This window comes from Umezakia ovalisporum Ak1311 (assembly GCF_029891685.1).
GTDB classification, from domain to species: domain Bacteria; phylum Cyanobacteriota; class Cyanobacteriia; order Cyanobacteriales; family Nostocaceae; genus Umezakia; species Umezakia ovalisporum.
Genome location: NZ_JANQDJ010000066.1, coordinates 1 through 25979, shown reverse-complemented (window position 1 = coordinate 25979; position 25979 = coordinate 1). Strand labels below are relative to the sequence as shown.

Here is a 25979-nt window from a genome sequence, read left to right as displayed (position 1 = left end):
AAGTCAACGTCTACAGAGGTTTGGTTGAGGAAGGTAGCTGCGGCTTACTGTTTGAGTAAACCAACATTTGGGGACTGGAATTTGCTTAACTGAACCGTTTTGGGATGTGAATCCAAAATCTAAAATCTAAAATCCAAAATGGAGTTGAGGAACTTCCCACCTCCCCACTTCATCTCCCTCTACTTCCCTCTAACATGAACTTTGAATCCCAGGTGTAGAAACCAATTTTATCAGGTACTCTAGAAAATCGCCCTGTTCGATAACCTCGTGATAGTTCATTGAGCACCTTTGTTTTCACCTCTCGAATTTCCTGCTCATTTAGTTCTCCATAAATACCAGTGATGATTTCCCTCACACTGAAAATTCTGCCGGAGTGTTTTTCCAAAAAGTCAGAAAGAGCATCTATCAAAAATTTACCTTCAAATTCATCAAGCATCGGGATCACATTTGTATGCGGAATCGGGAGCAGTTTCTTCTTTTTGTATTTGCTAGTCTGAGAGTAACCTTTGGTCTTATTAGACCTGACCAAACCTAAATCAAGAGTGTAGCAACCAGGCTCGTCAGGAATACTTGACCAAACACGCCTTTCTCTACCCTGTGTTAGCGACGATTGGACTCTACCTTTGACAACTTTGAAAGTGTGTATGTCTAAATCTCCATAAAGCGATCGCACAATAAAATCTATATGACAAAAAGTACCAATATGTTTGCGCAAGAGATTTTTGATAGCTTCCATCCGACTTTGATTTTGATATTCAGGAAGCAAGGGAATATCCGGCACCTTGATTGATTCATCTTCACTGTCTATAGAAAATGTAGCTGACTTTTGAGGATCTTGAATCTCCGTCGTTGTACTAGCTGAATTATCTATGTGCAAATTATCTGAGTCTTCAAATTCATACTGGTCAGAATCCACAGTTTCATCAGGTACAGATAACAATGAATCTTGTTGAGATGAAGAAGAAGCCTGTGGAAGCATCTCCAGCTTTGGCATATTGCCGTGATCTTCTGACGAAGACCAGTTAGACAATAAAGAATCCACATGATTTAGCTGAGATAGCGCCTGTGTATATAAGCTTTGATACTCTTTTACGAGGCGAGCATAGTATTCTCGTAATTCCAATAGTGGAGGAAGAAAAGCTTCAGGAGGTTCTAATGGTAAGTGATTATTCATCAAGCTACAAATCATCCTAAATTGGTATCACTTTTGTAAGTCATTGGTCTAGGTTTTGCTTTTTGAGATGAGTGATGGGATTTTTTCGGTGGTTGTGGTGGTCGGCATTGCTCGCAATATAATGGGCGAGGGCCGAATGTCTCGCGCTGTGTAGTCTGGTTGCATTGCTTACAGACAAAATGGAAAACACGAGTATGAATCTGTCTTTTATGCGCCCGGACAGTATATTCTCTAACATCAATGACTTTACTAGGCATAATCCAGAATTGTGAATTTTATTCCTATCAATATAGCTATTCAAGCAAATAAAATGTCATCCGTGTACGTTCAATTGTAAGTTTTATTCAAATCATTGATTTTGATTCAACGTAACTTGCAAGTAACCAATAGGCTATGTTCTTGAGATACACATAGTTAATTATCACCATTTAAGCGTCTATGGCCTATATCCCTCTGGGGTACTAAATAGAGAAATTAACAATGTTTCTATAAAAATTTATGTCAAATTGGCTATATTTTCCACATTGCATTTAAAATTGCTAGTTTTTATGTAGGTTAGAAAATGTGATAAAAAACCGCCCCACAATAACAGAAGGCGGTTATCTCATTCAACCGTATTGTCTAATAGCCAAATACCTCTCCCATGACAAGGCCATGAGAGACAGGGAATTTGTCTTTCAGCTCAAGCCGATCAATTGGGATACACTATGTAATCACTATCCCACAATTGCTAAAATTTCCTTTTCATTCACTAATATGTAATCTTTATTACCTATTTTAATGTCAATTACTGCGTATTTAGAATAGAGAACTTGATCGCTTACATTAACCCCTATCGTTTAACATGAGCCATCCTCATTATACCTGCCAGGCCTGACGGCCACAACTTATCCCATTTTGGGTTTTCTTTTGCCTTGTCGGGAATGGGAATTCCACCAGGGTTTTTGACTTCAGATTCACTGATTTTAATTAACACGGGATTCCGCAAAGGGAGGTTGAGACATACCCTTGTCATTTGTAATTCTCCAGAACCTTAAAAACAAAATTTATTATTATTCAAAAATAACCACATCTTTTCTCAAGATGCTAATATGTAATTGAATATTTTTAGTTTCGGATATACTTTTACCAGACACTATAAAAATAGTTCTATTATCCACCGGAGGGCATACATTGTGATTTAGTTGAGCTAAAAAAAAACTTTGCTGTCAGATTTTTTACCTGATGCAAAGTGGTGTTTTGTACAAATTCAACCTAAATTCAACCTAAAATTGATAACTAATTAACGAGAGGAAAGAGATTATCTACCACTACCGCGATTTAACTTTATTGGCTCAAGCAGATGTAATTTCAGGCAATTTAAACAATTACTGAAACTGCCAAATTTAACACTGACTTCCGTATCGAAACAAAAAGATTGGTTGTTCATATGCTGAAATTAAGAGTCTGGATTTTCATTTTTAGTAACTGAGCTAATAAAGTCATAAATTGAATTTATCAGAGCTATATGTTCTTCATAGCTAAGATAAAAGTTCTGACAAGATTCATTTAAAAAAGAGATAATTGCCCAACTTGTAGATTCTAATTTTGCTCTTTTCCTAGCTGCTCTAACAGCTTGATATAATTTGGGACAGATATGGTTATTGCTAATTGCTATTTGCTCATTTGGCATCCAATAGTTAAATGTATAACCTTCAAGCAATAGTATTAATTCAATTAACCAACCATCATATGAATCTTGCCATTTCATCCACAATTCATCTCTTAGTTGGATTATGCAAGTAAAATCATATAACCCATGTATGCAATCAATGTGCAGAATTTGTGTAGAATTTGTGCAGAAAAATCTCTAACAATTTTTATAATTTATTAAGTATAAAGTAAAACAGCAAATTTGCATAAAACCCAATAATTCCTATTTCAGGCGATAGCCCAGTCCGTGAACCGTTTCAATCAGATCTTCTGGCGCACCTAAAGCTCTCAGTTTTTGTCGGAGACATTTAATATGAGACCTTACAGTTTCCTCCACAGGAGAATCATCCACAGACCAAACCTGCTCAATGATACTAGAACGACTCAACACCCTTCTGCCATTAGCAACCAACAATTCTAAAATTGCGTATTCTTTCGGAGTTAGTGTTAAAGATTCACTATTATAGGTAGCCTCGTAGGTACTGGGGTTCAGGTGCAGTTTTTCCCAGGATAAAGTTACTGTACTTGCAGAACTACCCCGTCTGAGTAAAGCACGTATACGAGCCATCAACTCTTCTAAATCAAATGGTTTAGCCACATAATCATCGGCTCCTGCATCCAACCCAGCTATCTTGTCAGCGACAGTATCACGAGCAGTTAACATTAACACTGGTGCGCTGCAATTTTGATGTGCTGGATGATTTGTGCCAATACTACGTAAACGTTGACAAAACCTGATACCATCTAGTTTTGGCAGTGTTACATCCAGCAGCACTAAGTCATATTTGATGGATTCTGCTGAGTTCCAAGCTGCTTCGCCATCTTTGGCAACATCTACTACATACTGCCGTCCACTTAAAGCTTCTGTTAGTATCTCTGCCAATTGTATATCATCTTCAACTACAAGAATTCGCATAATATATCCTTCCTTTAGTCAATAGAAAAACTTACCCATACTTGACTGAATAGCTTAAGAAATATTGCAGCTTATTCAACGGTAAGCAATGGCAATTATAACGATTAAATGAGTGATTTTTTGCGAAATTTATCTAACAAAAATCTATGAAATGGTGTCTTCAAGGAAAATGGATTGTTAGCGGGTTCAGTTTAACGTTGTTACTGATGGGTGTGGTCACCTTTACTTCATTCAAGAACACAACTGAAATCCGACAGGGAGCTAATAGCGTGCAGAGGACTTATCAAACCCTCAATACTTTGACAAATTTTTATGCTGCCATGACAGCAGCGGAATCGGCACGGCGAGGATATATATTTTTAGGTAGCAGTCAAGATTTAAAGCAATATCAAAATGAAATAGCAAATATGCAGTCTGAACTCAAGCTGTTAGGGGAGCAGATACACCCTAGTTTAAATCAGAAGAAGCGATTTTTACGGTTGAAGTCATTGGTAGATAAAAGATTAAATCTTTTGGCACAATCAATAGAACTTTATCAGAAAGATAAAACTGCATTAGAAGCACAACATAATATTACTGAACACAGCGTAAATATCAGAGAAAAAATGCGGCCGTTTATAGCAGATATTAGAGCAGAAGAACAAAGTCATCTGCAACTTACTCTAGAGCAATCTCATAATAGTATTAATTTCCGAATTTTCATAGAAATAGTGGGGACAATTTTAAGTCTTGTAGTTATTTCTAGTTTATCTATTATTCTCGAACGTCAATGGATAAAACGCGAAAAAATTGAGTCATTAGAAGTTTCTCTAGCTCAAGCAAAAGAATTTAGTGAATTAAAACTTCGTTTATTTGCAATGATTTCTCATGAATTTAGGACGCCGTTAAGTATTATTTTGCTGTCTTCACAATTGTTAAGTGAAACCCTCACCGAATCGGCAAACAAGCAGCAATTAAAAAATCTCCACCGGATTAAATCCTCAGCTAAATTAATGAATCATTTCTTAACAGATGTATTAACTTTAACCAGAGCAGAAGCAGGTAAACTAGATTTCAAACCTCAATTGATTAATGTGGAAAACTTTTGTTTAAATTTGTTAGAAGACTTACAACTATTTGGGACAAAAACCCATATCCTAGAATTTAGGAATTATGGCCAGTGTTTTCGTGCCAATGTAGATGAAAAACTTCTGTACTCTATTCTTAGCAATTTACTATTGAATGCCATTAAATATTCCTCTGCCGGAAGTAATATATACTTGATTTTAAATTCTTCACCAGAGGCTATAATTTTTCAGGTAATAGATGAAGGTATAGGCATTCCACCAGCAGAACAAGAAAAAATTTATGAACCTTTATACCGATGTAAAAATGTGGAAAATATTGTTGGTACTGGACTGGGATTACCAGTTGTTAAAAAATGTGTAGAACGACATCAAGGAGAAATTAGTATGAAAAGTGAAGTGGGAGTAGGAACAACATTTACGGTGATGATCCCGCTCCATTTAGCAGCATATATAGAGGTTGGTCAATAAATAGGATTTGCTCAAATCACAGTCTATCCTGAATGAGGATTGCAGTGACAGGAGAAAGCTGTGAGTCATCTCGGCAAAAAAAGATTAGACGTTGTTTTATCCATCGCGCTTTGCCCAATGGCTAGGCTGCTGAAAAAGAACCGCAATCACTTTAAAATTTTCTCCCGCTACACTGCACAGTGAGCATAAGTCCTCATACTGGTTAACAATATCAATTCAACTCTCAACTCAGCACAGGGGATTTTTTTGTACCTTCATTGACTAAAAACGGCACTAAACCACCAGCGACCACCACAGCACCATCCATAAGACCAATAGGAGTAATCTTTAAAAGATTCCTCAGTGGGGGAATAACGGTAACTAAGAGTTGCATACCAAAAGAACCCATCATGGCAGCATTTAAGTAAGGATTTACGGGTAATTTATCTCGACTGAATATGCTGTGGTGTTCGGAACGGCAGCTAATAGTGTGCAGTAATTGTGCCGTTGTTAAGGTCATACAGGCAACAGTACTAGCTTGCGCCCCCACACCATACCTGAGTAGCGCATAGCTGTATGCTGCTAAAGTACTGACCGATATTGTCCCTGACTCAAACATAATTCTGCCGAAGTCAGAATTTTTGATAATTGGTTCATCAGGATTGCGGGGTGGCTGACTCAACACATCGGGTTCTGGTGCTTCCATAGCCAAGGACAAACCAGGGAAAATATCACTAACTAAATTCAGCCACAAAAGTTGAATAGCATTCAAGGGTTCCCCTAAACCAGCACCTATAGCAGTAGTCATCACCATAATTTCGCTGAGATTCGTGGCTAGGAGGAAATGCACAGATTTTCTAATATTGTTATAGATAGTCCGCCCCCGACTGACAGCAATAATCATAGTTTCTAGTCTGTCATCTTCTAAAACAATATCTGCAACTTCACGCGCCACATCAGTTCCTCCTTTACCCATTGCTACACCAACTTGTGCCGCTCTCATTGCCGGTGCATCATTAATACCATCACCGGTCATGGCCACCACTTTGCCAGCTGCTTGAAAAGCCTGGACAATTTGCAGTTTATTACTAGGACTGATGCGGGCAAAGACGTTTACTTTGTCACTAACTGCTGTCAGTGCTTCTGGAGTGAGATTCTGAAGGTTAGTAGCATCAAGAACTTCCAGTTCGCCAGTGCGACTCAATTCTAATTCTTTAGCGATGGCATAAGCAGTTGAACTTTGATCTCCAGTCATCATTACTGTATCAATTCCAGCTTGATGAAACTCGCCAATCAATTTTTTCGCCCCCCTTCTAATGGGGTCTGTCATCCCCACCAAACCCAACCAAATCAAGTTTGCTTCATGATTATTGCTATTGTCATCGTCAATATTGTCATCATCAATATAGCTATAGGCTACCCCCAAGACTCGCAGTGCCTTTTGTGCCAAGCGCTCATTTTCCCTTACCATCCCTTGCCTGTCTTTTGGCGTTAAAGGCACTACTTCTCCATTTTTCATCCACCATTGACATATAGAAATCATTTCTGCTGGGTTACCTTTAACTGCAATCAACTTGCGGTGATTCTCAGTGTCATGAATTGTACTCATGACGTTACGGTTTTCGGTTCGCAGGTTGGTTTCCAACAGTTCATATTTTTGCCTCAGTTGTATAACATCCACCCCAGCGCTAATTGCCAAGTGAATCAAAGCATTTTCCGTTGGCGAACCTGTCACCACATACTCACCATTAGGCTGTTGACTGACTTCGCTTTCGTTACATAGCACGGATATATGAATCAGCCTTAACAATTCATCCTTCCTGTAGGGGTGAATATTGTCTTCCCCCACTCTAATTTTTTGGGTGGTTGTAGATATTTCCACCACTAACATTTTATTTTCTGTAATTGTCCCGGTTTTATCCAGGCAAATTGTCTGTACAGAACCCAAAGCTTCCACCGCGCTGAGACTGCGAACCAAAACATTATTCTTTCTCATCTCGCGGATGCCCAAGGTTAGGGTTGTAGTGGCAATCGTCGGTAACCCTTCTGGAACCGCAGCTACAGCCAAAGATATAGATGATTGCATCATTCTTAATAAACTATATCCCCGCAGCACTCCCAAACCAAAGACAAGACTGCAAATTCCCATCCCCATTAAAACCAATTGACCTCCCACCTGGTCTAGTTGTCTTTCCAGGGGAGTGTCTATAGACACAGCCTCATTCACGAGTTGTTGGATTTTGCCCATTTCTGTAAATTGACCTGTAGCTACAACTACAGCCAGTCCTTGACCACTAGTAACCAAAGTCCCTTTGTACACCATATTCACACGATCAGCCAAGGGGATATTTTCACAAGACAAAGGCGCAGTAGTTTTCGTGCTGGGGATACTTTCACCAGTCAAAGCAGATTCGTCCACACTCAAGTTATCGGCTTCAATCAGTCGAGAATCTGCTGGTATATAACTACCAGGTTTGAGAAATAAAATGTCTCCCATCACCACATTTTCCGCAGGTATTTCCACCTGTTCACCTTCTCTAATTACCCAAGTTAATATTTGCTCCCAATTTTTGAGAGATTGAATTATTCTTGCTGATTGGCTTTCTGTCATGTATCCAATCACCGCGTTCAAACCAACAACACCCATAATCACAACGGCATCTATCACACCGCCAGTAATAATGGCAATTCCCGCCGCCGTCACCAGTAAAGCAACTGGCAGAGATTTAAACTGCTCAATGAAAATCTTGGCGGAAGAACGAGTTGGTACTTCAGATAAAACATTAGAACCATACTTACTCAGGTTGACTATGACATCTTCATGAGATAATCCTTTTCTTTTTGAAGTATTTAATCTATCTATAATTTTATCCGTTGTCATCAAATGCCAATTATCTATTTGTTGTTTTTTATCATTATCAACAGCTAATTGCTGATTAATTAAAGATTTTGATAGCTTTTTACTTGTAGATAAACTAGTAATTTTTTGATAATCTTTTATAGTTTGCTGAATCAGTAAGCCAATTTTTTTCCAGCTCTTTTTCGGTTCAAAACAAACTAGAACATTACTTGTTAATGGATTTGCCGAAACATAAAATATTTCCGGTTTATTCGCCAGAGATCGCTCTAAGTATCTTTGTAATAATGGCGAAAGATAAAGTTGATCAACTTTGTATCTAGCTCTCCCTTTCACTCTCGTGTGTATTGCTTTAATCACAGCAAATTTTGCTCCCATAGCACCCCCAATAACTGAGGGTATTTTAGTTTATATACTCAATTGTTATTCTAGTAACTAGAGTCTACCTGTTGAATGAGCATACTATGAAGACTTGCAAAGCTCCTTATACTCTACTTCCCTAATCTTAATTCATTTTCATTGTTAAGTCTCACAAAGCTATCAAAGGCAAACCACGCTAATATATACCAAGAAATTTCTTCTAGCCTTAGCCCCTGTTTAACCAATTGGGCGATGGCAAATAAACTCAATCCCAGAGGCACTAGTAACCGCAAATCCACAACACCGTTTGTCATTCTATCAACATCGGCATTGAAATCAGACATAATATTTACCAAGTCCTGAGCCACAACGGATCTACCATCTCTGACATACTGAAAATCTTGCCCTGTTTCTGGGTTAAAATCGGTATTTACTTGTCCTGCCTGATTTTCAAATTCATCAATTGCTTCTGTCACTACTTCTTTGAACCTTTCCGATAAAGCCATACCTTCTGTTATCGTAGTTCTAACTACAGGTTGTTTGACAACATAAGCAACAGAAAGAATCAAAGATGAAGAAATCATTGTTGCCAAACTATCGACAATTTCAAATATATTAACTTGTTGCCAGTGACAGGTAGATGTCATTTGCCAATTTTCTCCCAAACTAAGGCATCAATATATTAAGACTGATAAAATTTATTTTTATTTACATCAGCCTATAGTCTCAAAACTATATCCTGATGTAGGGAACAGTCAACAGTCATAGGAGTCCTATAGATAAAAGAATAATGACAACTTCTACACAGCGCGAGCAACAAATTCACAAACTGGGTGAACTGATTGCACAGATTACAAGAGTCCCCGGGCTTCTACCTGTGGGGAGTGTCAATCAAAGTGAATATTAACAAAGTTGACTGTTGGGATAGTTCATCAACCATTCACCCCCAAACCATTGGAGTTTAAACCAATTTGCCCTAAGGAAAACTGCAACATGAACATATTTAGCTTAGTGCTTAATTTTAATTAAGAAAAATCCACAGCACCTTCCCTAGCATAGCGTCCCATCAGTTCTACAGCCTCTAAAACGTGGCCTTTCATAGCTGCCAGGAGTTCAGTTTTGCTTGCCCTTGGTGGTAAGCCCAAAAATTGATCCAGGGCGTAAAGTTTAAAGAAGTAGCGATGAGTTCCATGAGGCGGACAGGGTCCACTAAAACCCAACTCACCAAAATCATTCATCCCTTGTACACCACCATGAGGTAAATGAGTTTGTTTTATCATCCCTTCTGGTAGGTGGCGCAAATTAGCAGGTAAATCGTAGACTACCCAGTGAGTAAAAGTTTCTTTTGGCGCATCAGGATCTTCCATTAGCAATGCAAAACTGACTGTACCTGGCGGTGGGCTATCCCAAGCTAGGGGAGGAGAAACATTTTCGCCATCACAGGTGTATTTAAAAGGAATGGAATTGCCGATGAAAAAAGCCAGACTTTGAAGTTCCATCAGTGAATTATAGTGAATAATTTAGTGTTTTTCGTTTACTTGGACGGCAGGCGATGAGGGTCTTCTAGGTGTTGGTTTAAACTTTCAGCCATCTCAATGGCCACAAGAATTAATTGCTGTTCCATACGCCCATTGCCGCCCTCATCACTAACTTTTGGGTAAATATGGGGATTTGATAGCATCGCGGCTAACAATTGAGATGCAGTTTGTTTCAATTCATTAACTTGCGTGTTCACACCCTTATTCCTCCCACCCCAACGGCGGTTCAATGATGGTCTGCTCGGACTTGCCGACAGGAGGGCTAGGCTTATCAATAATTTTAACTGTGCTAGCTTGGGGGCCTTGTTCACCTAGTTCTTGGGTCAAATGCACAGCCGTACCAATTTGTAAGCGCTCAAAATCGTCATGTAATACACTATTACGGTGAAAGTAGATTTCCCGACCATCTAAAGTTCTCACGAAGCCATAGCCCCTATCTTTAAATAGTTTGGTCACAAGTGCTGTTGTTGCCTGTAATTCTTCTTGATTTTGACGGCCATTGCCTCCGGCACTGCGCTTTGCACAATTGCTTTCATGTTGCTGTCGGTTGAGTTCAACTAGTTGCTGACGTGCCGCGTTAAAAGTATCCCGAATCACCGCATCTAAAGGATCATATTGGTTACTTTCTGCCGGATTTCTTTCTGCGACAATTTCGTGACCCGGTGGCACAGTGATATCAATTCGCACGCGATAAGGTGAACCACTCCGGGGACGATGATGTATCTTTTCAATAGCAATATGGCAACTATTGATTTGATGGCAAACATGCTCTAATTTGGCAATTTTTTCATGAACTAAAGTATCAATCGCATTTGTTTTTTCAACATTACGATAAGTAATTTCTGGTGGTAGTTTCATATTTTTGTCAAATTTCCAATGGGCTGCTTGAAAAAATCAATTCATGAACTAGTATGGACATTTTCAAAGGTCTAAGCTTATCTATGCACCCAAAGATAACGGTTGATAACCAGTTTGAGCTTTTGCTAACAGATCACGCACTTCATCATCTGTAGTTTGGGGAAAGTCTTCGTACCATAAACCCACACTGTAAAAAGGCTCAGGTGTGGCAGCACAAACAATTTTATCCACGCCAACTTCCAACTCTCGGCAAGTTGCGCTAGCAGCCACAGGTACAGCAATAACAATTTGTGCCGGGTTCTGTCGCCGCACAGATGCCACTGCTGCCCACATAGTAGCGCCTGTGGCCAAACCATCATCCACTAAAATCACTATGCGTCCTTGTAAATCGGGGAAAGGGCAATGGCCTCGATAAAGATTTTCTCGACGTTCTAATTCTCGTTGTTCTTGGGCTGCAACTGTGGCAATTGTTTCTTCGCAAATGTTGGCCAACTTAACAATATGTTCATTTAGAATCCGCACGCCACCGGAACTTATCGCCCCCATTGCTAGTTCTTCTTGCTGAGGCACACCCAGCTTACGTACCACCAGGACATCTAGTGGGGCATTTAACGCTTTGGCAACTTCATACCCAATGGGTACACCCCCCCTGGGTAGTGCTAGTACAATGACATCTGAACGATTAGCATATCCTGTTAATTCCCCGGCTAAAATTTGACCTGCTATTGTGCGATTTTTGAATAGCATGGTATGGTTCTCCTGGTATTTGTCTGCAAAATGAGCTTTTATTTATTAGATAACAACCATCTTTTCTCAACTTGCTGTGTTAAACAATGGATCATATTGTGATGACAGTCGAGAGCCAATATTTTCCATGTCACCCTCACTAATCGCCTTATTCAAAAGCTCCACACCGCACTGGTATGATGAAGACCATCGGCAACTTCTACCTTTTGTGGTTAACTGATGCTCTGAAAAAGTTCATCTAAACAAAAGGTTTCTCCAGCATTAGCACGTTCAGCAGAACCTGCAAGGAGAGCACCGACTAAAACCTCACCCAAGGTTCCTAAAGTCTCAGGGGTTGGGAGTTCTGCTTCACCGCGCGAGGGGAGGTGCGCATGATTCTGCACCTGTGCAATAAATTCATTATGTTGCATTTTTGGTCCAGTTAGATTTATTGTCCGTGGCTAACTAGTGATGGTGGTTAATACCAATCATCCAGTCTTGCTGCTGTTTCTGAATTGATCATAGAAAGCTATAAGTTGCATTACCTCTGACTAACGAGGCGACATAATCAGTTGACCTATCTATCTAATGGAGGAGAAAGAGGTAGGGAGCAGGAAACAGTGAAAGGGGAATAAGGCTTTTAGTATGTACGGAGTTATGGCTACGCCACCAAAGCTATTAAAAGTCAAATAGGACTCCTATAGTTAATTGTTCGTGCTATACTGGAGAGGTATGCATATGTTCAAAATGACACTTTTGTATAAATAAGTGATTATTTTTCTTACCTATCAAAACATAGTGGGAGCGTGAGAACCCCCACGCTTTAGCTAGGGGATGAAACGCAAGTCAAGGGGATTTATCCCCAAAATTAGAAATTTTTTTATGCTTGATATGACAAAATTGTCGCGGCAAATGCAGGGTTTAAGTCAGCATCTTACCTTAGAAGCTGCCGCCAGTAGCCAGCGTTTGGAATTAGCGCAGCAACATTTAAAACAAGCTTATCAATGTCAACAAGATTTAATTAACCTTCAGGAAAAATGGCGCGATCGCATTCTCTTTGCTTATCCTACGCCCATTGAGCCCCTAGACACCTGTATTGATATCCCCGTCCCCCCCAAAGTGCATACTGTCATTGCTACTGATGGTTCCCAAATTGCCCCCAACCATCATGAAATTGCCTATTGCTATCTTTTGAATATTGGCAGAGTAGTTTTACACTACGGACAAAATCGCCAACCGTTACTTGATAGTTTGCCAGAGGTATTTTATCGCCCGGAAGATTTATATGTGCCTCGCCAATGGGGGATTAAAACCGAAGAGTGGATGGGTTATCGCCGCACTGCTTCAGAAACGACGGTTTTGGCAGAACTAGCTTGTGCGGTCAAAGGAGAAGCACCAACTTTAGCAATGGTTGATGGTTCCTTAATTTACTGGTTCTTGGAACAGTTGCCCACTGATGCTCGCGATCGCATTTTACCGCCCATCCTGGAAGCTTGGCAAAAAATGAGTCAGGCGCAAATTCCTCTCATGGGCTATTTGAGCGCGTCTCGCAATGTTGATTGTATGAACTTCTTACGGTTGTTGGCTTGTCCCCATCCAGCCCCCGATTGTAAAAGTTATTGTCCAGACCAATTAGAAAAGTTACCTTGTAAAGTTTTTGAACCCTTGCGAGATACTACCTTCTGGGGAAGCAAACTACAACCAGGACAAAGGGGGCCACTATGGCGGAGCAATAACCGTATTTTAGAACTATATGGCGATGAAATAATTTACTTTTGCCATGTCCACGTGGGTAGTGAAATTGCGAGGATAGAAGTACCATCATGGGTGGCTGAAAATACAGATATTTTTCACCAATCACTAGGATTAATGCTGGCACAGGTACAAAAAGGCTATGGTTACCCTGTGGCCATGGCAGAAGCCCACAATCAAGCAGTGGTAAGAGGGGGTGATAAAACTCGTTTCTTTGCTCTGTTAGAAAGACAAATGATTAAAGCGGGTTTGAGAAATGTCGGCACTTCTTACAAAGAAGTGAGAAAACGAGGCAGTATTGCTTAGTTATGGTTTGCTGCCAAGTCAACAGACTATAATTCTCTCATAATTGTCCCATTGACCAATGACCAATGATTAAGGACTCATTTTCCCCGGTGTTGGGACAACCACAAGCTATAGAATTACTTACCCAAGCGGTGAAACAAAATCGGGTTGCTCCAGCCTATCTATTTGTGGGTATAGATGGTGTAGGCAAAACTTTAGCTGCACGGTGCTTTGTGGAGTTATTATTTTCCGCACAGACAGGCAATTTCCCTGGTTTACAAATTCGTTTGCGTCAAGGTAATCATCCTGATTTGTGGTGGGTACAACCCACGTATCAACATGAGGGAAAACGACTCACAGCAGCAGAAGCAGCAGAGAAAAAACTCAAGCGTAAAGCACCGCCTATAATTAGGCTAGAACAAATTCGTGAAATTACTGAGTTTCTCGCCCGTCCCCCCTTGGAAGCACCCAGAAATGTAGTGGTACTGGAGTCAGCCCAAACAATGGCGGAACCAGCCGCTAATGCTTTGCTCAAAACCTTAGAAGAACCAGGACAGGCCACCTTGGTTTTAATTGCACCATCGCCTGAGTCTGTTTTGCCTACCTTGGTGTCACGCTGTCAACGCATTCCTTTTTATCCCTTAGACACACCATCTTTAACACGGGTACTCACCCAAACAGGATATGAGGAAATTTTGCAGCATCAGACAGTTTTGAGTCTAGCGGCGGGTAGTCCAGGAGGTGCGATCGCATCTTATGAGCAATTAAAAGCAATTCCTGATCAGTTACTCCAAGAAGTAACTAAAGTGCCTTCATCCTATAGTCAAGCCCTGGAGTTAGCCAAGAAAATTGCTCAAGATTTAGATACAGAAGCACAACTGTGGTTAGTCGATTATCTGCAACAATTCTACTGGCAACAGTGGCACCAAGGAAAAATCATTCACAAGCTAGAACAAGCGCGTAAATCCTTACTTTGTTACGCCCAACCGCGCCTAGTTTGGGAATGCACCTTTATAGGACTGTTGACTAATGATTAATGACCACACCGTTGAGAAGTTCGCCGGGAGGAACACTAGCCCCTTGTGTCTGGGTGAAAAGCCCATATGCAGCCCTGGCTCCTCCTGGCGAATTTTATGCACAACATAGCAGTTTTTAGGCACTGTACTCTCAAAGGCGGCTGCTCGCAGAGTAGGAAGCCGTCTCATCAGATGTGTGGCGAAACAAAGTACAGATGCGTCAATTACGTTAGTGATGTTTGAAATCCAAGAGAAATTTCACTCAACCACTGATGCGGAAGCATCCTCATTTGATTGAGGTAAGCCGGGCAATTCTAAACAGTATCCCGCACCATAGACTGTTTTGATATAGCGAGGGTGACGGGGGTCTGGTTCTAGTTTAGTTCTTAGGTGGCGGATATGTACTCGGATGGTTTCAATGTCATCATCTGGATCATAGCCCCAAACTTCTCGCAGGATTTCGCTGGGGGAAACCGTCTGACCGTGGCGTTGCAGTAAACAATGGAGTAGCTCAAATTCCAGGTGAGTGAGTTTCACCGTTTCATTGAACCATATAGCCTCAAATCTTTCTGGCACCAGGGTTAAATGGCCATAGTTGAGAATCTCACTGTGTTTTGCTGCTTGAGGAATGCGGTCAGTACGCCGTAATAATGCCCGCACCCGTGCTAACATCTCTTCCACTTCAAAAGGCTTGGTCAGGTAATCATCCGCGCCAGCATTGAAGCCTTCTACTTTATCCTGAGTTTGGCTTAAAGCAGTCAGCATCAATACGGGAATTTCCGCCGTCCGCTCATCCCGCCGTAAGCGTTGGCAAACTGTAAATCCGTCCACTCTTGGCAGCATGAGGTCAAGCATGATTAAGTCAGGTTGCAGCTGAAGAGCCAACGCTTGACCTTTGATGCCATCTTCAGCTTGACTGACATCATAGCCAGCCATTTCCAAGTTGACCGCAACGAGTTCTGAGATTGCTGGGTCATCATCTATGACAAGAATCCTGGGCATTATTAAAAAATTTATTACTACTTAATTAAGGATAAATAAGAACCTTTGATAGATACAAAGATTTTTATCTTGATTATAAGAAACATTTCAATGTAGCATAAAATTTGAAACTGAAGAATGGTGCAATCAAAACTAAGGTACTCTAAATCCCCTATATGTTGTGTCATTCTGCCTACAATCCGCCCCGCTTTCTCCAAAATGGTGTAATAATGACTGTTTACACTGCTTTGTGGGGAAAACGTTATTGGCAACAAACTACTCCTCATTTAGAGCCGCCCTATCATAAAAAAATTTTTATTGGTGGACAGGGTGTGCCAATTTTTAGTTTGGTCGCAATACCAAAAAATGCTCACGGCACGATTATTGCTACCTATGGGATTACTGGGGATATAGAGCAAGAATGGTTTTTGAGACTCTTAGGGCGTAAAGCTTATGCTCAAGGATACGCCGTCGTGTTATTTGATTGGCGTGCCCACGGTAAAACAGCGGAATTATCTCCTACTTTGACCTCCGATGGTTTGTATGAAGGGGAAGATTTTGTTCGCATTGCAGCGGGGGCTGCTGCTATGGGGTGTCCGGGTAAATTTTGGTTTACAGGATTTTCCTTGGGGGGACAATTAGCACTATGGGGGATAAAAACTGCGGCGGATTTGATTCAAGGCCATGAATATTTAGGATTACGAGATAGTGATATTGGTGGTGGGGTGGTTATTTGTCCAAGTTTGGATTCCAGGCGATCACTTGAGTATTTAGTCAAACAACCTATTGGTAAATACTTAGAAAAGCTGATTGCAACTAAATTGAAAACACTGGCGTGGCGCATACATGATGCTCATCCTGGCACAATTGACCCTGAAGCAATTAAACGAGCTAATAGTATCTGGGCTTTTGACCACGAATTGGTAATTGGCAGATTGGGTTTTCCCTCGGTGGAAGCATATTATCAAGCCAGTAGCGCTTTACAGCTGTTACCACAAATATCAAAACCAACCCTGATTTTATATGCTGCCGATGACCCTTTATTTCATCCAGCAATTATCCCTCAGTTACAAGCCGCTTGTGGTAGTAATCCAGAGCTAGATTTGTTACTTACCGCTCATGGTGGTCATGTTGGTTATTTAAGTAGCAAACAAGGCCAGCGCCAAACAAAAGATCCTGACCTTTGGTGGGCTTGGAATCGGACTTTAGAGTGGTTAGAAAACAGGCGAAAAATTCCATAGGCATGGCGATGATATGACAAAGTTAATAAAAATACAGCAGCTTTCATGAAGATAAAACATATGTAGAAATTCTCAATAAAATAGCAACATTAAGATACTGCTTCTTCAATCCTTAAGGATTCAAGAGGGTAAGTGAGGCTCTCTGTGTTGGTAAATCAAAAAAGATTTGGTGAATTATTTGCTGATGTAATCTACTCAGTCCCAAATGCCCTAAGTATTTTTTAACATTTGCTCAGAGTTATGTGTACAGCAACATTCTGGTTTGATGGTTTTATTTTACTAACCTAGAGTTAAACCAATCGTAATTCAATATTAACGTTGATTCAATAGTGTATTAGTGTCCGATCCCGTATTGAATTAAAAATAAAGAGAAGCAACATAATGCAAGTCTCAAGACGTAAATTTTTAACTTTAGCTGGCACAAGTGCAGCCACGGTGACAATGCTTTCACCATTGGAAGCATTCTATGCCAGGGTTGCCCGTGGTGAAATGCCTACAACTCGTGGCTACGGAAGACTTGAAGAAAAGTTACCTTTAAACAGTGCTGAACTTCCTGCTCAATATAGAGGAGTACCCGTTTTACAACTGCCTCGTGGGTTTAACTACACCGCCTTCCATTTTACTGGTGAGCTAATGGATGACGGGTTTACAGTGCCCCAGGGACATGACGGGATGGCCGCATACCCAGGAGCTAACAAAACAACAATTCTAGTTTGTAACCATGAACTCGGTTCTTCCGCAAACAATCCTGTTAGAGGTGATACCAGATACTCTACAGGTGTTCAAGGCGGAACTAGCACGGTGGTAGTGGGAGCAGACCGTAAACCAATTAAGCACTTTAACTCTTTAGCTGGAACTAGTCGTAACTGTGCAGGTGGTCCTACACCCTGGCGGACATGGGTTACTTGTGAAGAAACCTTCTCCACAAGTAGCAACACCACTGGTACTGCTGGTACTGCAACCGTGAGACATGGTTACAACTTTGAAGTTGTTGCTGACCCCAACAGTGGTTTAGTCACTCCAGTTGCTCTCACAGCTATGGGACGCTTCAACCATGAAGCCATAGCTGTAGACCCCAGAACTGGCTATGTCTACGAAACCGAAGACCGTGGTGATAGCAGCTTCTATCGCTTTGTACCTAATGTTAGACCCACCAAAGTGGGTGACTTGGCTCAAGGTGGTACTCTTTATGCATTGAAAGTTAGAGGCGCAGAAAATTTTGCTCTCAATACAATCAATAATCCTAATTTTGGTGGTCAGCCAGGATTAGTTCAAGTTGGTCAAAAATTACCTGTAGAGTGGGTTCAAATTGACAATCCCGATCCCGACCAAGATACTGTTCGTAAGGAAGCTCAAGAAAAGGGTGCGGCTATATTCTTCCGAGGTGAGGGAGCTTGGTACGGTAATGGATTAATCTATTTTGTCGCTTCTCAAGGTGGTCCACCAGCATCTTCTGCTGCTAACGCCAGAGGTAATGGTCAAGTTTGGGCTTACGACCCTGCTAGGGAAGAGTTAACCCTTGTAGTTGAAGGTTCTCCCACTGGTGCATTTTTACAGGCTCCAGATAATATCACTGTTGCTCCTTGGGGCGACCTCTTCCTGTGCGAAGACGGTAGTGGAGTAGACTATATTGTGGGCGTTAATGGCAAGGGCGAGGTCTATCAATTTGCCATGAACAATCTGGGTACCAGTGAGTTTGCTGGTGCTTGCTTCTCTGCTGACGGTAGAACAATGTTTGTCAACATTCAATCTCCCGGTATTACACTTGCTATTTTTGGACCTTGGAATCGTGCTTATCGTGGATAAGGTTACACAGAAAATAGAACTAGTGTAGAGGGATTTGCATAATAAGCCTGAAAAAGTAATTTCAAATCAAACCAGAGGTTAAACAGCCGGGTTTTTGACATAAAAACCCGGTTTTTATGGTCTGTTCCTGCGCCTTTGTCTATCTCCCTCAGTTCAGTTTTACACCCCGAATTGAATAATCCAATAACTCCATTGGGTGCATGACAAAAATTGTTTTTCCTTGCAATTGCAGATGCTTAGTAATTTGCAACGCACAACCAGGATTAGCAGAAGCAATTAACTCTGCACCAGTATTTAATAAATTCTGCACTTTTTGTCGGCCTAATTCTTCAGCAACTTCTGGTTGCAACATATTATACACACCGGCACTACCACAACACAGAGCTGCATCTACTGGTTCACTCAACTTAACACCAGGAATTTTCCGTAACAATTGACGGGGTTGCACACTAATTTTTTGTCCATGTAATAAATGACAAGCATCTTGATAAACCAAATTTAAGGGTTTATCAGTTAAGGGCAATAATTTAACTGTCAATCCCACTGTTGCTAAAAACTCTTGAGCATCTCTAATCTTAGCGGCAAATGCCTCAGCTTTTTCTCGATAATCTGGGTCATCTTGTAAAATGTGACCGTATTCTTTTAAGGTATGACCGCAACCGGCAGCATTGATAATAACAAAATCTACTTCAGTATTGGCAAAACTATCAATCATTTTCCTGGCTAACGCCTTCCCTTGTTCGGTTTGTCCTTGATGTTCAGGAAGCGCCGCACAACAACCTTGAGATTTAGGAATTACAACTTCACAACCATTCGCTGTTAAAACTCGTACAGTTGCTTCATTGACAGGGGAGAAAAACAGCCGTTGCACACATCCCAAAATTACCCCAACTCGGTAACGCTTCTCTCCTTGGGCGGGAATAATATCCGGTAAATTATCTTGAAAAGATTGAGCAGTAATTTTGGGCAAAATTGATTCCATTGCGGCCAAACGGGGAGATATTTTTTTCAGTAAACCCGTAGCGCGCACTAACTTTGGCAAACCCAACCTTTGATATACCATTAAAGGAAACAAAAACAATCGTAATAAATCAGGATTAGGAAACAAAAAAAATAGCAGTTGACGAATTAGCTGATCTGGTAAACTGCGGGAATAATTGCGTTCAACTTGGTGACGAGTGGCAGAAATCAATTTGTCATACTGTACACCAGAAGGACAAGTACTGACACAAGCTAGACAACCCAAGCAAGAATCAAAATGTTCTACGGTTGCTTGATTCAGAGCTATTTCACCCTCGTTAATTGCATCCATTAAATAAATACGTCCTCTCGGAGAATCCATCTCCTTACCAATCACCCTATAACTAGGACAGGTAGAAAGACAAAACCCACAATGTACACAACTATCAATTAACTTCGGGTCTGGTGGATAATTAACATCAAACCTTTTTAAATTCTTAATACTAGCGGTATCATTGACAGAATTCTCTGAAACTTGCATATTGATTTTCTTCCTCTATTCCTTTTTATCCTTTGGTATTTTGCGTTTGGTTCAATTAAATCCCACCCACAAAGCGACCGGGATTTAAAATATTTTTACTATCAAACTGTGCTTTAATTTGGCGCATCACGTGCAAAGAATTCCCTGTGTATCCCCAAACATCTATTGCTTGTTTTACCTGATTTGATGCAGTTAAAATACTTACAAAACCTCTATGTTGTTGACAGCGATCGCGCATTTTTAAAATTTGTTTTTCATCCTCAAATTGCAACCAGCCTAAACCACTACCAATATGAATTAAACCCATTTCTGTTTGGGTCAGAACCTCCACAGCAGCAGTTGGTGACACTCCTATTTTGCAGGTAATTGTAGAATCTTTGCCCAAATCATCCATTAGTTCTCGCAATCTTTGCCATAGATGGTCTTCATGTTCATTCACATAAATTTTTCCATCTAAACCTAACCTTTCCGCCACAGCCAACAATCGATTTGACTGTTCTTTCACACTTTCACTAATACTTTGGAAACGAGCAATTAATCCTAACCCCTGATTCCAGCCTAACTCAGAAACCAATTGAGTGGATAGTAAATCAGCCTGGGTTGGTGTTAGTGCTGAATTGCGGAGAGTAGCCGCAGCTTGACATATGGCTTCTGGTGTACCAGTTAGCGCCACGGTACTGGATGCTTCCTGTAATGGATACACACGAAAAGTTACTTGACTAATAATACCTAATGTGCCGTAAGCCCCAGCAAATAACTTCATCAAATCGTATCCGGCAACATTTTTGACAACCCGCCCTCCAGCTTTGGCAATTTGCCCATCACTACGGACAAAGGTAATACCTAGTAGCTGGTCGCGTACACTACCATAACGTTGCCGCAAAGAACCTGTGTCACCTGTGGCGACAATACCGCCAATAGTTGCTAGTTCTGGTTTACTGGGGTCAAGGGCAATAAATTGGCGTGCTTGGGCTAAAATTCCTTGGAGTTGAGAAAATTGCATCCCGGCTTCCACTGTGACAGTTAAATCACCGACGGCGTGGGCAATGAGTTGATTGATGCGTTCTGTGCTAACTACTATATCTATACCTGTAGCTAAACCACCCCAGTTGATTTTACTCCTTTTACCACAGGGCAAAACGCGCCAGCAGTGACGGTGGGCTTCGGCTATGACGGCTGCTAATTGTCTTTGGGTGCGGGGATAGACGATACAAGTGGGAGGGTTTGCAGATGCGATGGCCTGTTGAATTTGTTTTTGTTGGCTGTGTTCGAGGTTTTCCCAAAGACAGATGGCATTTTCTGCGTCAATGGTAGATGCGAGACAAGAGGCGATGGGGTTCATCAGTTTATTTTTTTAGTCCTAATTCTAATTTAAAGGTGAAACGAAAGAATTTAGGGGCTACCTCGCCGCAGTTAATTTGGTGTGATGGACAAATCATGAATGCTTTTACCGTTACACCGATTCCCCTGGTAATCCCGCCTATAATAGGGTGTTCTTGTGACTTTTCATCACAATGTTGATTAATTCTCACCTGATGCTGGAATTTGTGTCATAGTAGGAGAGTGAGAATTTATTCGGCGATCAGCTTTTGTTTTTAGTATTGACAGGCTCTTTCCTTTTGGTATTTACAGACTTTTCTCCGAAACCGGAATCTCTACACTCTTACGATTTGGGAGAAAATTTATGTCAGTTTACGTAGGTAATCTATCTTACGAAGTTACACAAGAAACTCTTACTGCTGTGTTTGCGGAGTATGGTTCTGTAAAGAGCGTACAGCTACCTACTAACCGTGAAACAGGGCAACTGCGCGGTTTTGGTTTTGTAGAAATGGCTACACAAGAAGAAGAAACAGCAGCCATCGAAGCTCTTGATGGTGCTGAATGGATGGGACGGGATTTGAAAGTCAATAAGGCCAAGCCCAGAGAAAATAGAAATACCTTTAGTGGTAACCGTGGTGGCGGTGGCGGTAATTTCCGTAGCCGTTATTAAGTAACTTAGTTTAAAAATCTCAAGCCCGACGAGTCGGGCTTGAGATTTTTCAATAGCTTTTTAACCCTTGGTTAGTGCTAGGATTGGCTTGCAATGGCGATTTGTCAACGGTTGGCAAAATTTGCTTTTCTTGATCACGCTGCTGTAATTTGTACATATGATCAAACAAATGCCAGCAATATTCCTCTGGTAGTCCACAGGTAACGGCGCCCCGCAGTACAACATTAAAGTACCAATCATTTGGTGCGAGTTCTTCCGTGAGCTTGTTAACAACTACATAGGTGCGAACTTTGGTGTATATCTGATTTTCGCATTGAATATCCACTGTCTCCCGACGATATAAACTTTGGGAAACACCTTCACGCTTGTCTAGATATGCGCTCAGTCGCCAAGGTAGCTGATACAGTACACCTTTGACACTGGCGCTGATATCTGTTAAGACATCCAAAACCCCACACTTGCGAGTTGGAGAATAGGAATAAAACCCTAAGCGGTAACCCTTTAAAATTCCAGTCCCAATAATATAAGAATGGGTATTTTCACCAAGCGATCGCTTCAAATCTACCGGACACATACAAGAGCCATAGGCAAAATAGTAAAACATCGGCTCTTTCTGTGACTGTTGTTGCAGTTTTAAATCTAGCTTGGGAGGATTATGAGGTTGCACCCAAGTATGATGTGAGCGATCGCTGTGATGACTCATCTATCTTTAGAAGTACTTATGTAGGGACTAGTTTATCATTTGTTCTCCACAAATACAACTTTATACCGATAGAGAAACTGTAGTTTAAAGTTATAAGGGCGATACTCTTGGATTTCTGACCACCGAGCTGGCTTTTTTATTCAGTCTGACTAGAGAGCCAGATTCATTAGTGTGATATACCAAACTTTCACCAGCACCAGTAACAGTTACTCGCCAGCCAGGAACTAAAGCCTGGGTACACAATTCATCAGCAGCAGCCAAGTTCAAACAGCCATCATTCCAAGTGTTTGGTTGAGACTGAGTAATTTTTAGCTGCAAACTTGGCATTTGTAAACGTTGAGAAGCCGCTTGCAGAACTGCATCTTTCACGGATTCAGGGAGATTTGTAGCCGGGTTATTTGTGGATATATTTTGTGCTGCTAAACGCAAATAACGCCCATTTCTATTGGTGTGATATATCCAGTTTTTTGCGTTGTTAGAGACTACAACTCGCCAACCAGGAACTAAGACTTGGGTACAAAGCTCATCAGGTTGAGGTAGTTCTAAACAACCATTGTTCCAATTTTTTTGCTCATAATCGATAGTTTTTATTTCTCTAACAGCAATTGCCTTTCTCCTAGCTAAATCTCGCTTTACAGCCTGCTCTACTCGAATTGGTAAGAGATTACGCTGATTTTTTGTTAATACTTCAGCAGTGGCACTTTTGACGATTGTCAACCCCCCAATTACAGACAAAATACTAGCTAAAATTAAAACTGTGATTATTGACCCTTGATAGGAAACACAACATTTTTTCTGAGGAATCTGCATAGGAAAATACCAATACTTATTAATATCCAAACAGACGTTAGGACTATAATAATTTGTTCCTGAGAGAGATGTAGCAAGTTATGAAGTCAGACAAAAAAATATTACAAAAATTCACCAAAAAATAAGTAAGTCAGTAGTCTAACTCACACATAATCACGCAACTTATGTCTAAAGAGACTAGTCTAAATTATGTTAGAGGCTATGTCTAGAAAGTTATGGAAAAATTTCTCAACTGGTGTGTTGACTTAATGGGGTGGAAAATTTTTCAGCATCGCCAGCAGAAATTGTTGGCCGTGGTAGTTTGTTTGAGTATGATAGCCACATTCATGTTATGGTTGCCGCTAAATGGCCAAACCATAGCAAAGCCAGAATTAAGAGGCGTGTGGTTAACAAATATTGATAGTAACTTACTATTTGAACGCGATTGCCTCCAGCGGTGCATTCCGGGCAATCGCCTCAAAAACGCCTTGCAACGCCTTGATGATTTAAAGTTCAACACTGTCTACCCTGTGGTGTGGAATTGGGGTTACACATTGTATCCTAGTCAAGTTGCAGCTAAAGTAATTGGGCGAGCTATGGATCCCGAACCAGGATTACAAGGGCGAAATATGCTTAAAGAAGTTGTTACTGAGGGACATAAAAAAGGTTTTAAAGTGATTCCCTGGTTTGAATTTGGTTTTATGGCTCCGGCTGACTCTCTCCTGGCTAAAAATCGTCCCCAATGGCTCACCAGTGGCAGAGACGGTAGTAAAATTGTCAAAGAAGGTATACATGAAAGAGTTTGGTTGAATCCCTTTCACCCGGAAGTACAGAAATTTATCCAAGATTTAATTGTTGAAATCGTGAGAAACTACGATATAGACGGTATTCAATTTGATGATCACTTCGGCTTACCATCAGAATTGGGCTATGATGCCTATACAGTAGCATTGTACAAAAAAGAACATCGTGGTCAAGAGCCCCCCCAAGATTTCAAAAATCCCCAATGGGTGAGATGGAGAGCAAACAAAATCACCGACTTGATGAAGCGGGTGTTTGCAGCTATCAAAGCCAATGGCAAAGATTGTATTGTTTCTGTGGCTCCTAATCCCCAGCGTTTTTCTTACGAATATTATCTAGCCGACTGGCAGAGATGGGAAAGAATGGGACTGGTGGAAGACTTGGTATTACAGATATATCGCGATGATTTGAAGGTATTTATTCAAGAATTAGAATATCCCGAAGTTAAAGCCGCCCGTAGTCATATTCCTGTGAGTATCGGTATTTTATCGGGGTTGAAAAATAAAACTGTACCCATAGAACAAATTCAATCCCAAGTACAAGAAGTACGCCATCGCAAATTCGCCGGAGTTTCCTTTTTCTTCTATGAAACTCTCTGGAATCTTAGTCAAGAAGAGCCCCTTAAGCGTCAACTAGGCTTTAAGAAAATGTTCTCCACACCTGGGTCTTGATGATCATTTGACCCACTCCGCGCACTAAAGTGACGCGGATTCAGGTAAAGTTACACTAACTTTTAGCTGTTAACAGGTATGTGGGTCACAGATCCAGAAGGATATCACCGCACTTGCATATACACTGCATCAGAAATTGCTGGAATTTCTGCATAACGACCAAACAAGGATTGAGCAACAGAATACACCACTGCTGCTACTATGCCCAGAAATATGGTGTTGGAGAGGGTTTGTACGGCCAAGCCAGCACCAGGAATCGGAGTCAGAATTTCCAGGAGTAAGGTACACAAGAATATCACAATGTCTAAAAGAATAGCCTGCATAGTGTTAAAACGAATGAAGTGACTGATTTTTTCGTTTCTTACCACTAAAAAAAATAAAGCAAAGAAAATAATCAAGTTAGCAAAAGGAACAACTTGATAAATTACCAGTACTGGACCTAAAGGAATCAACAGTAATTTTAGTGCAGGGAAATCAGCGAACAAATATCTACTAAAGGTTAGAGCTTCTATCAAGGGTAGTAGATAGGGTAAACAAGCAAAAATGCGGTCGGAAACCGTTGTAGAGCCGCGCCAAGCCATTGTGGGTCCTCCTCTAGCTAAAATTTGAGACTTCTTGAGCCTAGGATAACGCAGTTGCTTACTACTGCTGACAAGTCTAATTATTTTATCTTAATGGAGCAAGAGGACTCACGTTACAGTGGTCAGACTTAACGGGATGATGAATTGCGACCAATATAAAATTGAGAGAAGGGAATCAATTTTTTGGTTGTTCTTGGTTTTCAACCTAATTTTTCAACTTGTTGAAC

26 protein-coding genes are annotated in these 25979 nt (G+C 40.9%); 7 read left to right on the top strand and 19 right to left on the bottom strand.

Features of this window, described 5'->3' with window-relative positions:
- Positions 1-169 precede the first annotated feature (169 nt).
- The 6 genes from NWP25_RS12160 to NWP25_RS12140 all read right to left on the bottom strand — a co-directional run bounded on the left by NWP25_RS12160 (position 170) and on the right by NWP25_RS12140 (position 3782).
- Positions 170-1174 (bottom strand): hypothetical protein, encoded by a 1005-nt coding sequence (locus NWP25_RS12160; protein ID WP_280652425.1) that lies wholly within the window; start codon positions 1172-1174, stop codon positions 170-172.
- An 11-nt stretch (positions 1175-1185) separates the two neighbouring features.
- Positions 1186-1431 (bottom strand): hypothetical protein, encoded by a 246-nt coding sequence (locus tag NWP25_RS12155; protein WP_280652426.1) that lies wholly within the window; start codon positions 1429-1431, stop codon positions 1186-1188.
- Positions 1432-1890: 459 nt separating this feature from the next.
- On the bottom strand, positions 1891-1956 hold the full coding sequence (locus tag NWP25_RS18715) for a hypothetical protein (RefSeq protein WP_374912364.1): 66 nt from the start codon (positions 1954-1956) through the stop codon (positions 1891-1893).
- A gap of 50 nt (positions 1957-2006) precedes the next feature.
- Positions 2007-2189 carry a hypothetical protein gene (locus NWP25_RS18710; protein WP_390904312.1) on the bottom strand — a complete coding sequence of 61 codons (183 nt, stop codon included), beginning with the start codon at positions 2187-2189 and terminating at the stop codon, positions 2007-2009.
- 423 nt (positions 2190-2612) lie between these two features.
- Positions 2613-2924: a hypothetical protein gene (locus NWP25_RS12145; RefSeq protein WP_280652427.1), complete on the bottom strand. Its 312-nt coding sequence runs from the start codon at positions 2922-2924 to the stop codon at positions 2613-2615.
- Between the two features lie 165 nt (positions 2925-3089).
- Complete coding sequence (locus NWP25_RS12140; RefSeq protein WP_280652428.1) at positions 3090-3782, bottom strand: response regulator transcription factor; 693 nt, start codon at positions 3780-3782, stop codon at positions 3090-3092.
- Positions 3783-3928: 146 nt separating this feature from the next.
- On the opposite strand from NWP25_RS12140, the gene NWP25_RS12135 reads away from it, so the two are divergent.
- Positions 3929-5317, top strand: coding sequence for a sensor histidine kinase (locus NWP25_RS12135; protein WP_280688445.1), 1389 nt, complete (start codon positions 3929-3931; stop codon positions 5315-5317).
- Between the two features lie 223 nt (positions 5318-5540).
- On the opposite strand, the gene NWP25_RS12130 is transcribed toward NWP25_RS12135, so the two are convergent.
- The 7 genes from NWP25_RS12130 to NWP25_RS12100 form a co-directional block, all read right to left on the bottom strand.
- On the bottom strand, positions 5541-8513 hold the full coding sequence (locus NWP25_RS12130; RefSeq protein ID WP_280652448.1) for a cation-translocating P-type ATPase: 2973 nt from the start codon (positions 8511-8513) through the stop codon (positions 5541-5543).
- Positions 8514-8644: 131 nt separating this feature from the next.
- A complete protein-coding gene (locus NWP25_RS12125; protein WP_280656620.1) occupies positions 8645-9160 on the bottom strand; it encodes a DUF5132 domain-containing protein in 516 nt (171 codons plus the stop codon).
- Positions 9161-9538: 378 nt separating this feature from the next.
- Positions 9539-10012 (bottom strand): YbhB/YbcL family Raf kinase inhibitor-like protein, encoded by a 474-nt coding sequence (locus NWP25_RS12120; RefSeq protein ID WP_280652431.1) that lies wholly within the window; start codon positions 10010-10012, stop codon positions 9539-9541.
- A 35-nt stretch (positions 10013-10047) separates the two neighbouring features.
- Complete coding sequence (locus tag NWP25_RS12115; protein ID WP_280652432.1) at positions 10048-10248, bottom strand: hypothetical protein; 201 nt, start codon at positions 10246-10248, stop codon at positions 10048-10050.
- A 4-nt stretch (positions 10249-10252) separates the two neighbouring features.
- A complete protein-coding gene (locus tag NWP25_RS12110; protein ID WP_280652433.1) occupies positions 10253-10909 on the bottom strand; it encodes an HPF/RaiA family ribosome-associated protein in 657 nt (218 codons plus the stop codon).
- Between the two features lie 81 nt (positions 10910-10990).
- Entirely contained in the window at positions 10991-11698 is a 708-nt protein-coding gene (locus tag NWP25_RS12105; protein WP_280652449.1) for a phosphoribosyltransferase, read from the bottom strand.
- Between the two features lie 170 nt (positions 11699-11868).
- Positions 11869-12066, bottom strand: a complete 198-nt coding sequence (locus tag NWP25_RS12100) for a DUF2267 domain-containing protein (protein WP_280686630.1) — start codon at positions 12064-12066, stop codon at positions 11869-11871.
- Positions 12067-12517: 451 nt separating this feature from the next.
- On the opposite strand from NWP25_RS12100, the gene NWP25_RS12095 reads away from it, so the two are divergent.
- The gene (locus NWP25_RS12095) at positions 12518-13693 is read left to right on the top strand and encodes a DNA double-strand break repair nuclease NurA (RefSeq protein WP_280692961.1); all 1176 of its coding nucleotides are present in this window, start codon (positions 12518-12520) and stop codon (positions 13691-13693) included.
- Positions 13694-13758: 65 nt separating this feature from the next.
- Positions 13759-14709: a DNA polymerase III subunit delta' gene (locus NWP25_RS12090; protein ID WP_280652436.1), complete on the top strand. Its 951-nt coding sequence runs from the start codon at positions 13759-13761 to the stop codon at positions 14707-14709.
- A 237-nt stretch (positions 14710-14946) separates the two neighbouring features.
- On the opposite strand, the gene NWP25_RS12085 is transcribed toward NWP25_RS12090, so the two are convergent.
- Positions 14947-15690: a response regulator transcription factor gene (locus tag NWP25_RS12085; protein ID WP_280652437.1), complete on the bottom strand. Its 744-nt coding sequence runs from the start codon at positions 15688-15690 to the stop codon at positions 14947-14949.
- A gap of 155 nt (positions 15691-15845) precedes the next feature.
- On the opposite strand from NWP25_RS12085, the gene NWP25_RS12080 reads away from it, so the two are divergent.
- Together NWP25_RS12080 and NWP25_RS12075 are read left to right on the top strand one after the other, a co-directional pair.
- Positions 15846-16910 carry a YheT family hydrolase gene (locus NWP25_RS12080; protein WP_280699499.1) on the top strand — a complete coding sequence of 355 codons (1065 nt, stop codon included), beginning with the start codon at positions 15846-15848 and terminating at the stop codon, positions 16908-16910.
- Positions 16911-17291: 381 nt separating this feature from the next.
- Positions 17292-18716: an alkaline phosphatase PhoX gene (locus NWP25_RS12075; RefSeq protein WP_280699497.1), complete on the top strand. Its 1425-nt coding sequence runs from the start codon at positions 17292-17294 to the stop codon at positions 18714-18716.
- Between the two features lie 148 nt (positions 18717-18864).
- On the opposite strand, the gene NWP25_RS12070 is transcribed toward NWP25_RS12075, so the two are convergent.
- Positions 18865-20217, bottom strand: coding sequence for a (Fe-S)-binding protein (locus NWP25_RS12070; RefSeq protein WP_280699495.1), 1353 nt, complete (start codon positions 20215-20217; stop codon positions 18865-18867).
- Positions 20218-20272: 55 nt separating this feature from the next.
- On the bottom strand, positions 20273-21559 hold the full coding sequence (locus tag NWP25_RS12065; protein WP_280699493.1) for an FAD-binding oxidoreductase: 1287 nt from the start codon (positions 21557-21559) through the stop codon (positions 20273-20275).
- 342 nt (positions 21560-21901) lie between these two features.
- Between NWP25_RS12065 and NWP25_RS12060 the strand changes: the two genes are divergently transcribed.
- Complete coding sequence (locus NWP25_RS12060; protein WP_280652442.1) at positions 21902-22207, top strand: RNA recognition motif domain-containing protein; 306 nt, start codon at positions 21902-21904, stop codon at positions 22205-22207.
- A gap of 49 nt (positions 22208-22256) precedes the next feature.
- Here the strand turns inward: NWP25_RS12060 and NWP25_RS12055 are convergent, their stop codons facing one another.
- Both NWP25_RS12055 and NWP25_RS12050 read right to left on the bottom strand, forming a co-directional pair.
- Positions 22257-22910 carry a gamma-glutamylcyclotransferase gene (locus tag NWP25_RS12055; protein WP_280699491.1) on the bottom strand — a complete coding sequence of 218 codons (654 nt, stop codon included), beginning with the start codon at positions 22908-22910 and terminating at the stop codon, positions 22257-22259.
- A gap of 90 nt (positions 22911-23000) precedes the next feature.
- On the bottom strand, positions 23001-23720 hold the full coding sequence (locus NWP25_RS12050) for a hypothetical protein (RefSeq protein WP_280652444.1): 720 nt from the start codon (positions 23718-23720) through the stop codon (positions 23001-23003).
- Positions 23721-23968: 248 nt separating this feature from the next.
- Between NWP25_RS12050 and NWP25_RS12045 the strand changes: the two genes are divergently transcribed.
- Positions 23969-25171: a glycoside hydrolase family 10 protein gene (locus NWP25_RS12045; RefSeq protein ID WP_374912269.1), complete on the top strand. Its 1203-nt coding sequence runs from the start codon at positions 23969-23971 to the stop codon at positions 25169-25171.
- 104 nt (positions 25172-25275) lie between these two features.
- Here NWP25_RS12045 and NWP25_RS12040 read toward each other — a convergent pair whose 3' ends face one another.
- Positions 25276-25752 (bottom strand): Tic20 family protein, encoded by a 477-nt coding sequence (locus NWP25_RS12040; RefSeq protein ID WP_280652446.1) that lies wholly within the window; start codon positions 25750-25752, stop codon positions 25276-25278.
- Positions 25753-25979 lie beyond the last annotated feature (227 nt).

Excerpts from the sequence above, each read along its gene's own strand:
- NWP25_RS12160 (WP_280652425.1), bottom strand. The coding sequence starts at position 1,174 with ATGAATAATCACTTACCATTAGAACCTCCTGAAGCTTTTCTTCCTCCA.
- NWP25_RS12155 (WP_280652426.1), bottom strand. The coding sequence starts at position 1,431 with ATGCCTAGTAAAGTCATTGATGTTAGAGAATATACTGTCCGGGCGCAT.
- NWP25_RS18710 (WP_390904312.1), bottom strand. The coding sequence starts at position 2,189 with ATGACAAGGGTATGTCTCAACCTCCCTTTGCGGAATCCCGTGTTAATT.
- NWP25_RS12145 (WP_280652427.1), bottom strand. The coding sequence starts at position 2,924 with ATGAAATGGCAAGATTCATATGATGGTTGGTTAATTGAATTAATACTA.
- NWP25_RS12140 (WP_280652428.1), bottom strand. The coding sequence starts at position 3,782 with ATGCGAATTCTTGTAGTTGAAGATGATATACAATTGGCAGAGATACTA.
- NWP25_RS12135 (WP_280688445.1), top strand. The coding sequence starts at position 3,929 with ATGAAATGGTGTCTTCAAGGAAAATGGATTGTTAGCGGGTTCAGTTTA.
- NWP25_RS12125 (WP_280656620.1), bottom strand. The coding sequence starts at position 9,160 with ATGACATCTACCTGTCACTGGCAACAAGTTAATATATTTGAAATTGTC.
- NWP25_RS12120 (WP_280652431.1), bottom strand. The coding sequence starts at position 10,012 with ATGGAACTTCAAAGTCTGGCTTTTTTCATCGGCAATTCCATTCCTTTT.
- NWP25_RS12110 (WP_280652433.1), bottom strand. The coding sequence starts at position 10,909 with ATGAAACTACCACCAGAAATTACTTATCGTAATGTTGAAAAAACAAAT.
- NWP25_RS12100 (WP_280686630.1), bottom strand. The coding sequence starts at position 12,066 with ATGCAACATAATGAATTTATTGCACAGGTGCAGAATCATGCGCACCTC.
- NWP25_RS12095 (WP_280692961.1), top strand. The coding sequence starts at position 12,518 with ATGCTTGATATGACAAAATTGTCGCGGCAAATGCAGGGTTTAAGTCAG.
- NWP25_RS12090 (WP_280652436.1), top strand. The coding sequence starts at position 13,759 with ATGATTAAGGACTCATTTTCCCCGGTGTTGGGACAACCACAAGCTATA.
- NWP25_RS12085 (WP_280652437.1), bottom strand. The coding sequence starts at position 15,690 with ATGCCCAGGATTCTTGTCATAGATGATGACCCAGCAATCTCAGAACTC.
- NWP25_RS12080 (WP_280699499.1), top strand. The coding sequence starts at position 15,846 with ATGTTGTGTCATTCTGCCTACAATCCGCCCCGCTTTCTCCAAAATGGT.
- NWP25_RS12075 (WP_280699497.1), top strand. The coding sequence starts at position 17,292 with ATGCAAGTCTCAAGACGTAAATTTTTAACTTTAGCTGGCACAAGTGCA.
- NWP25_RS12070 (WP_280699495.1), bottom strand. The coding sequence starts at position 20,217 with ATGCAAGTTTCAGAGAATTCTGTCAATGATACCGCTAGTATTAAGAAT.
- NWP25_RS12065 (WP_280699493.1), bottom strand. The coding sequence starts at position 21,559 with ATGAACCCCATCGCCTCTTGTCTCGCATCTACCATTGACGCAGAAAAT.
- NWP25_RS12060 (WP_280652442.1), top strand. The coding sequence starts at position 21,902 with ATGTCAGTTTACGTAGGTAATCTATCTTACGAAGTTACACAAGAAACT.
- NWP25_RS12055 (WP_280699491.1), bottom strand. The coding sequence starts at position 22,910 with ATGAGTCATCACAGCGATCGCTCACATCATACTTGGGTGCAACCTCAT.
- NWP25_RS12050 (WP_280652444.1), bottom strand. The coding sequence starts at position 23,720 with ATGCAGATTCCTCAGAAAAAATGTTGTGTTTCCTATCAAGGGTCAATA.
- NWP25_RS12045 (WP_374912269.1), top strand. The coding sequence starts at position 23,969 with ATGGGGTGGAAAATTTTTCAGCATCGCCAGCAGAAATTGTTGGCCGTG.
- NWP25_RS12040 (WP_280652446.1), bottom strand. The coding sequence starts at position 25,752 with ATGGCTTGGCGCGGCTCTACAACGGTTTCCGACCGCATTTTTGCTTGT.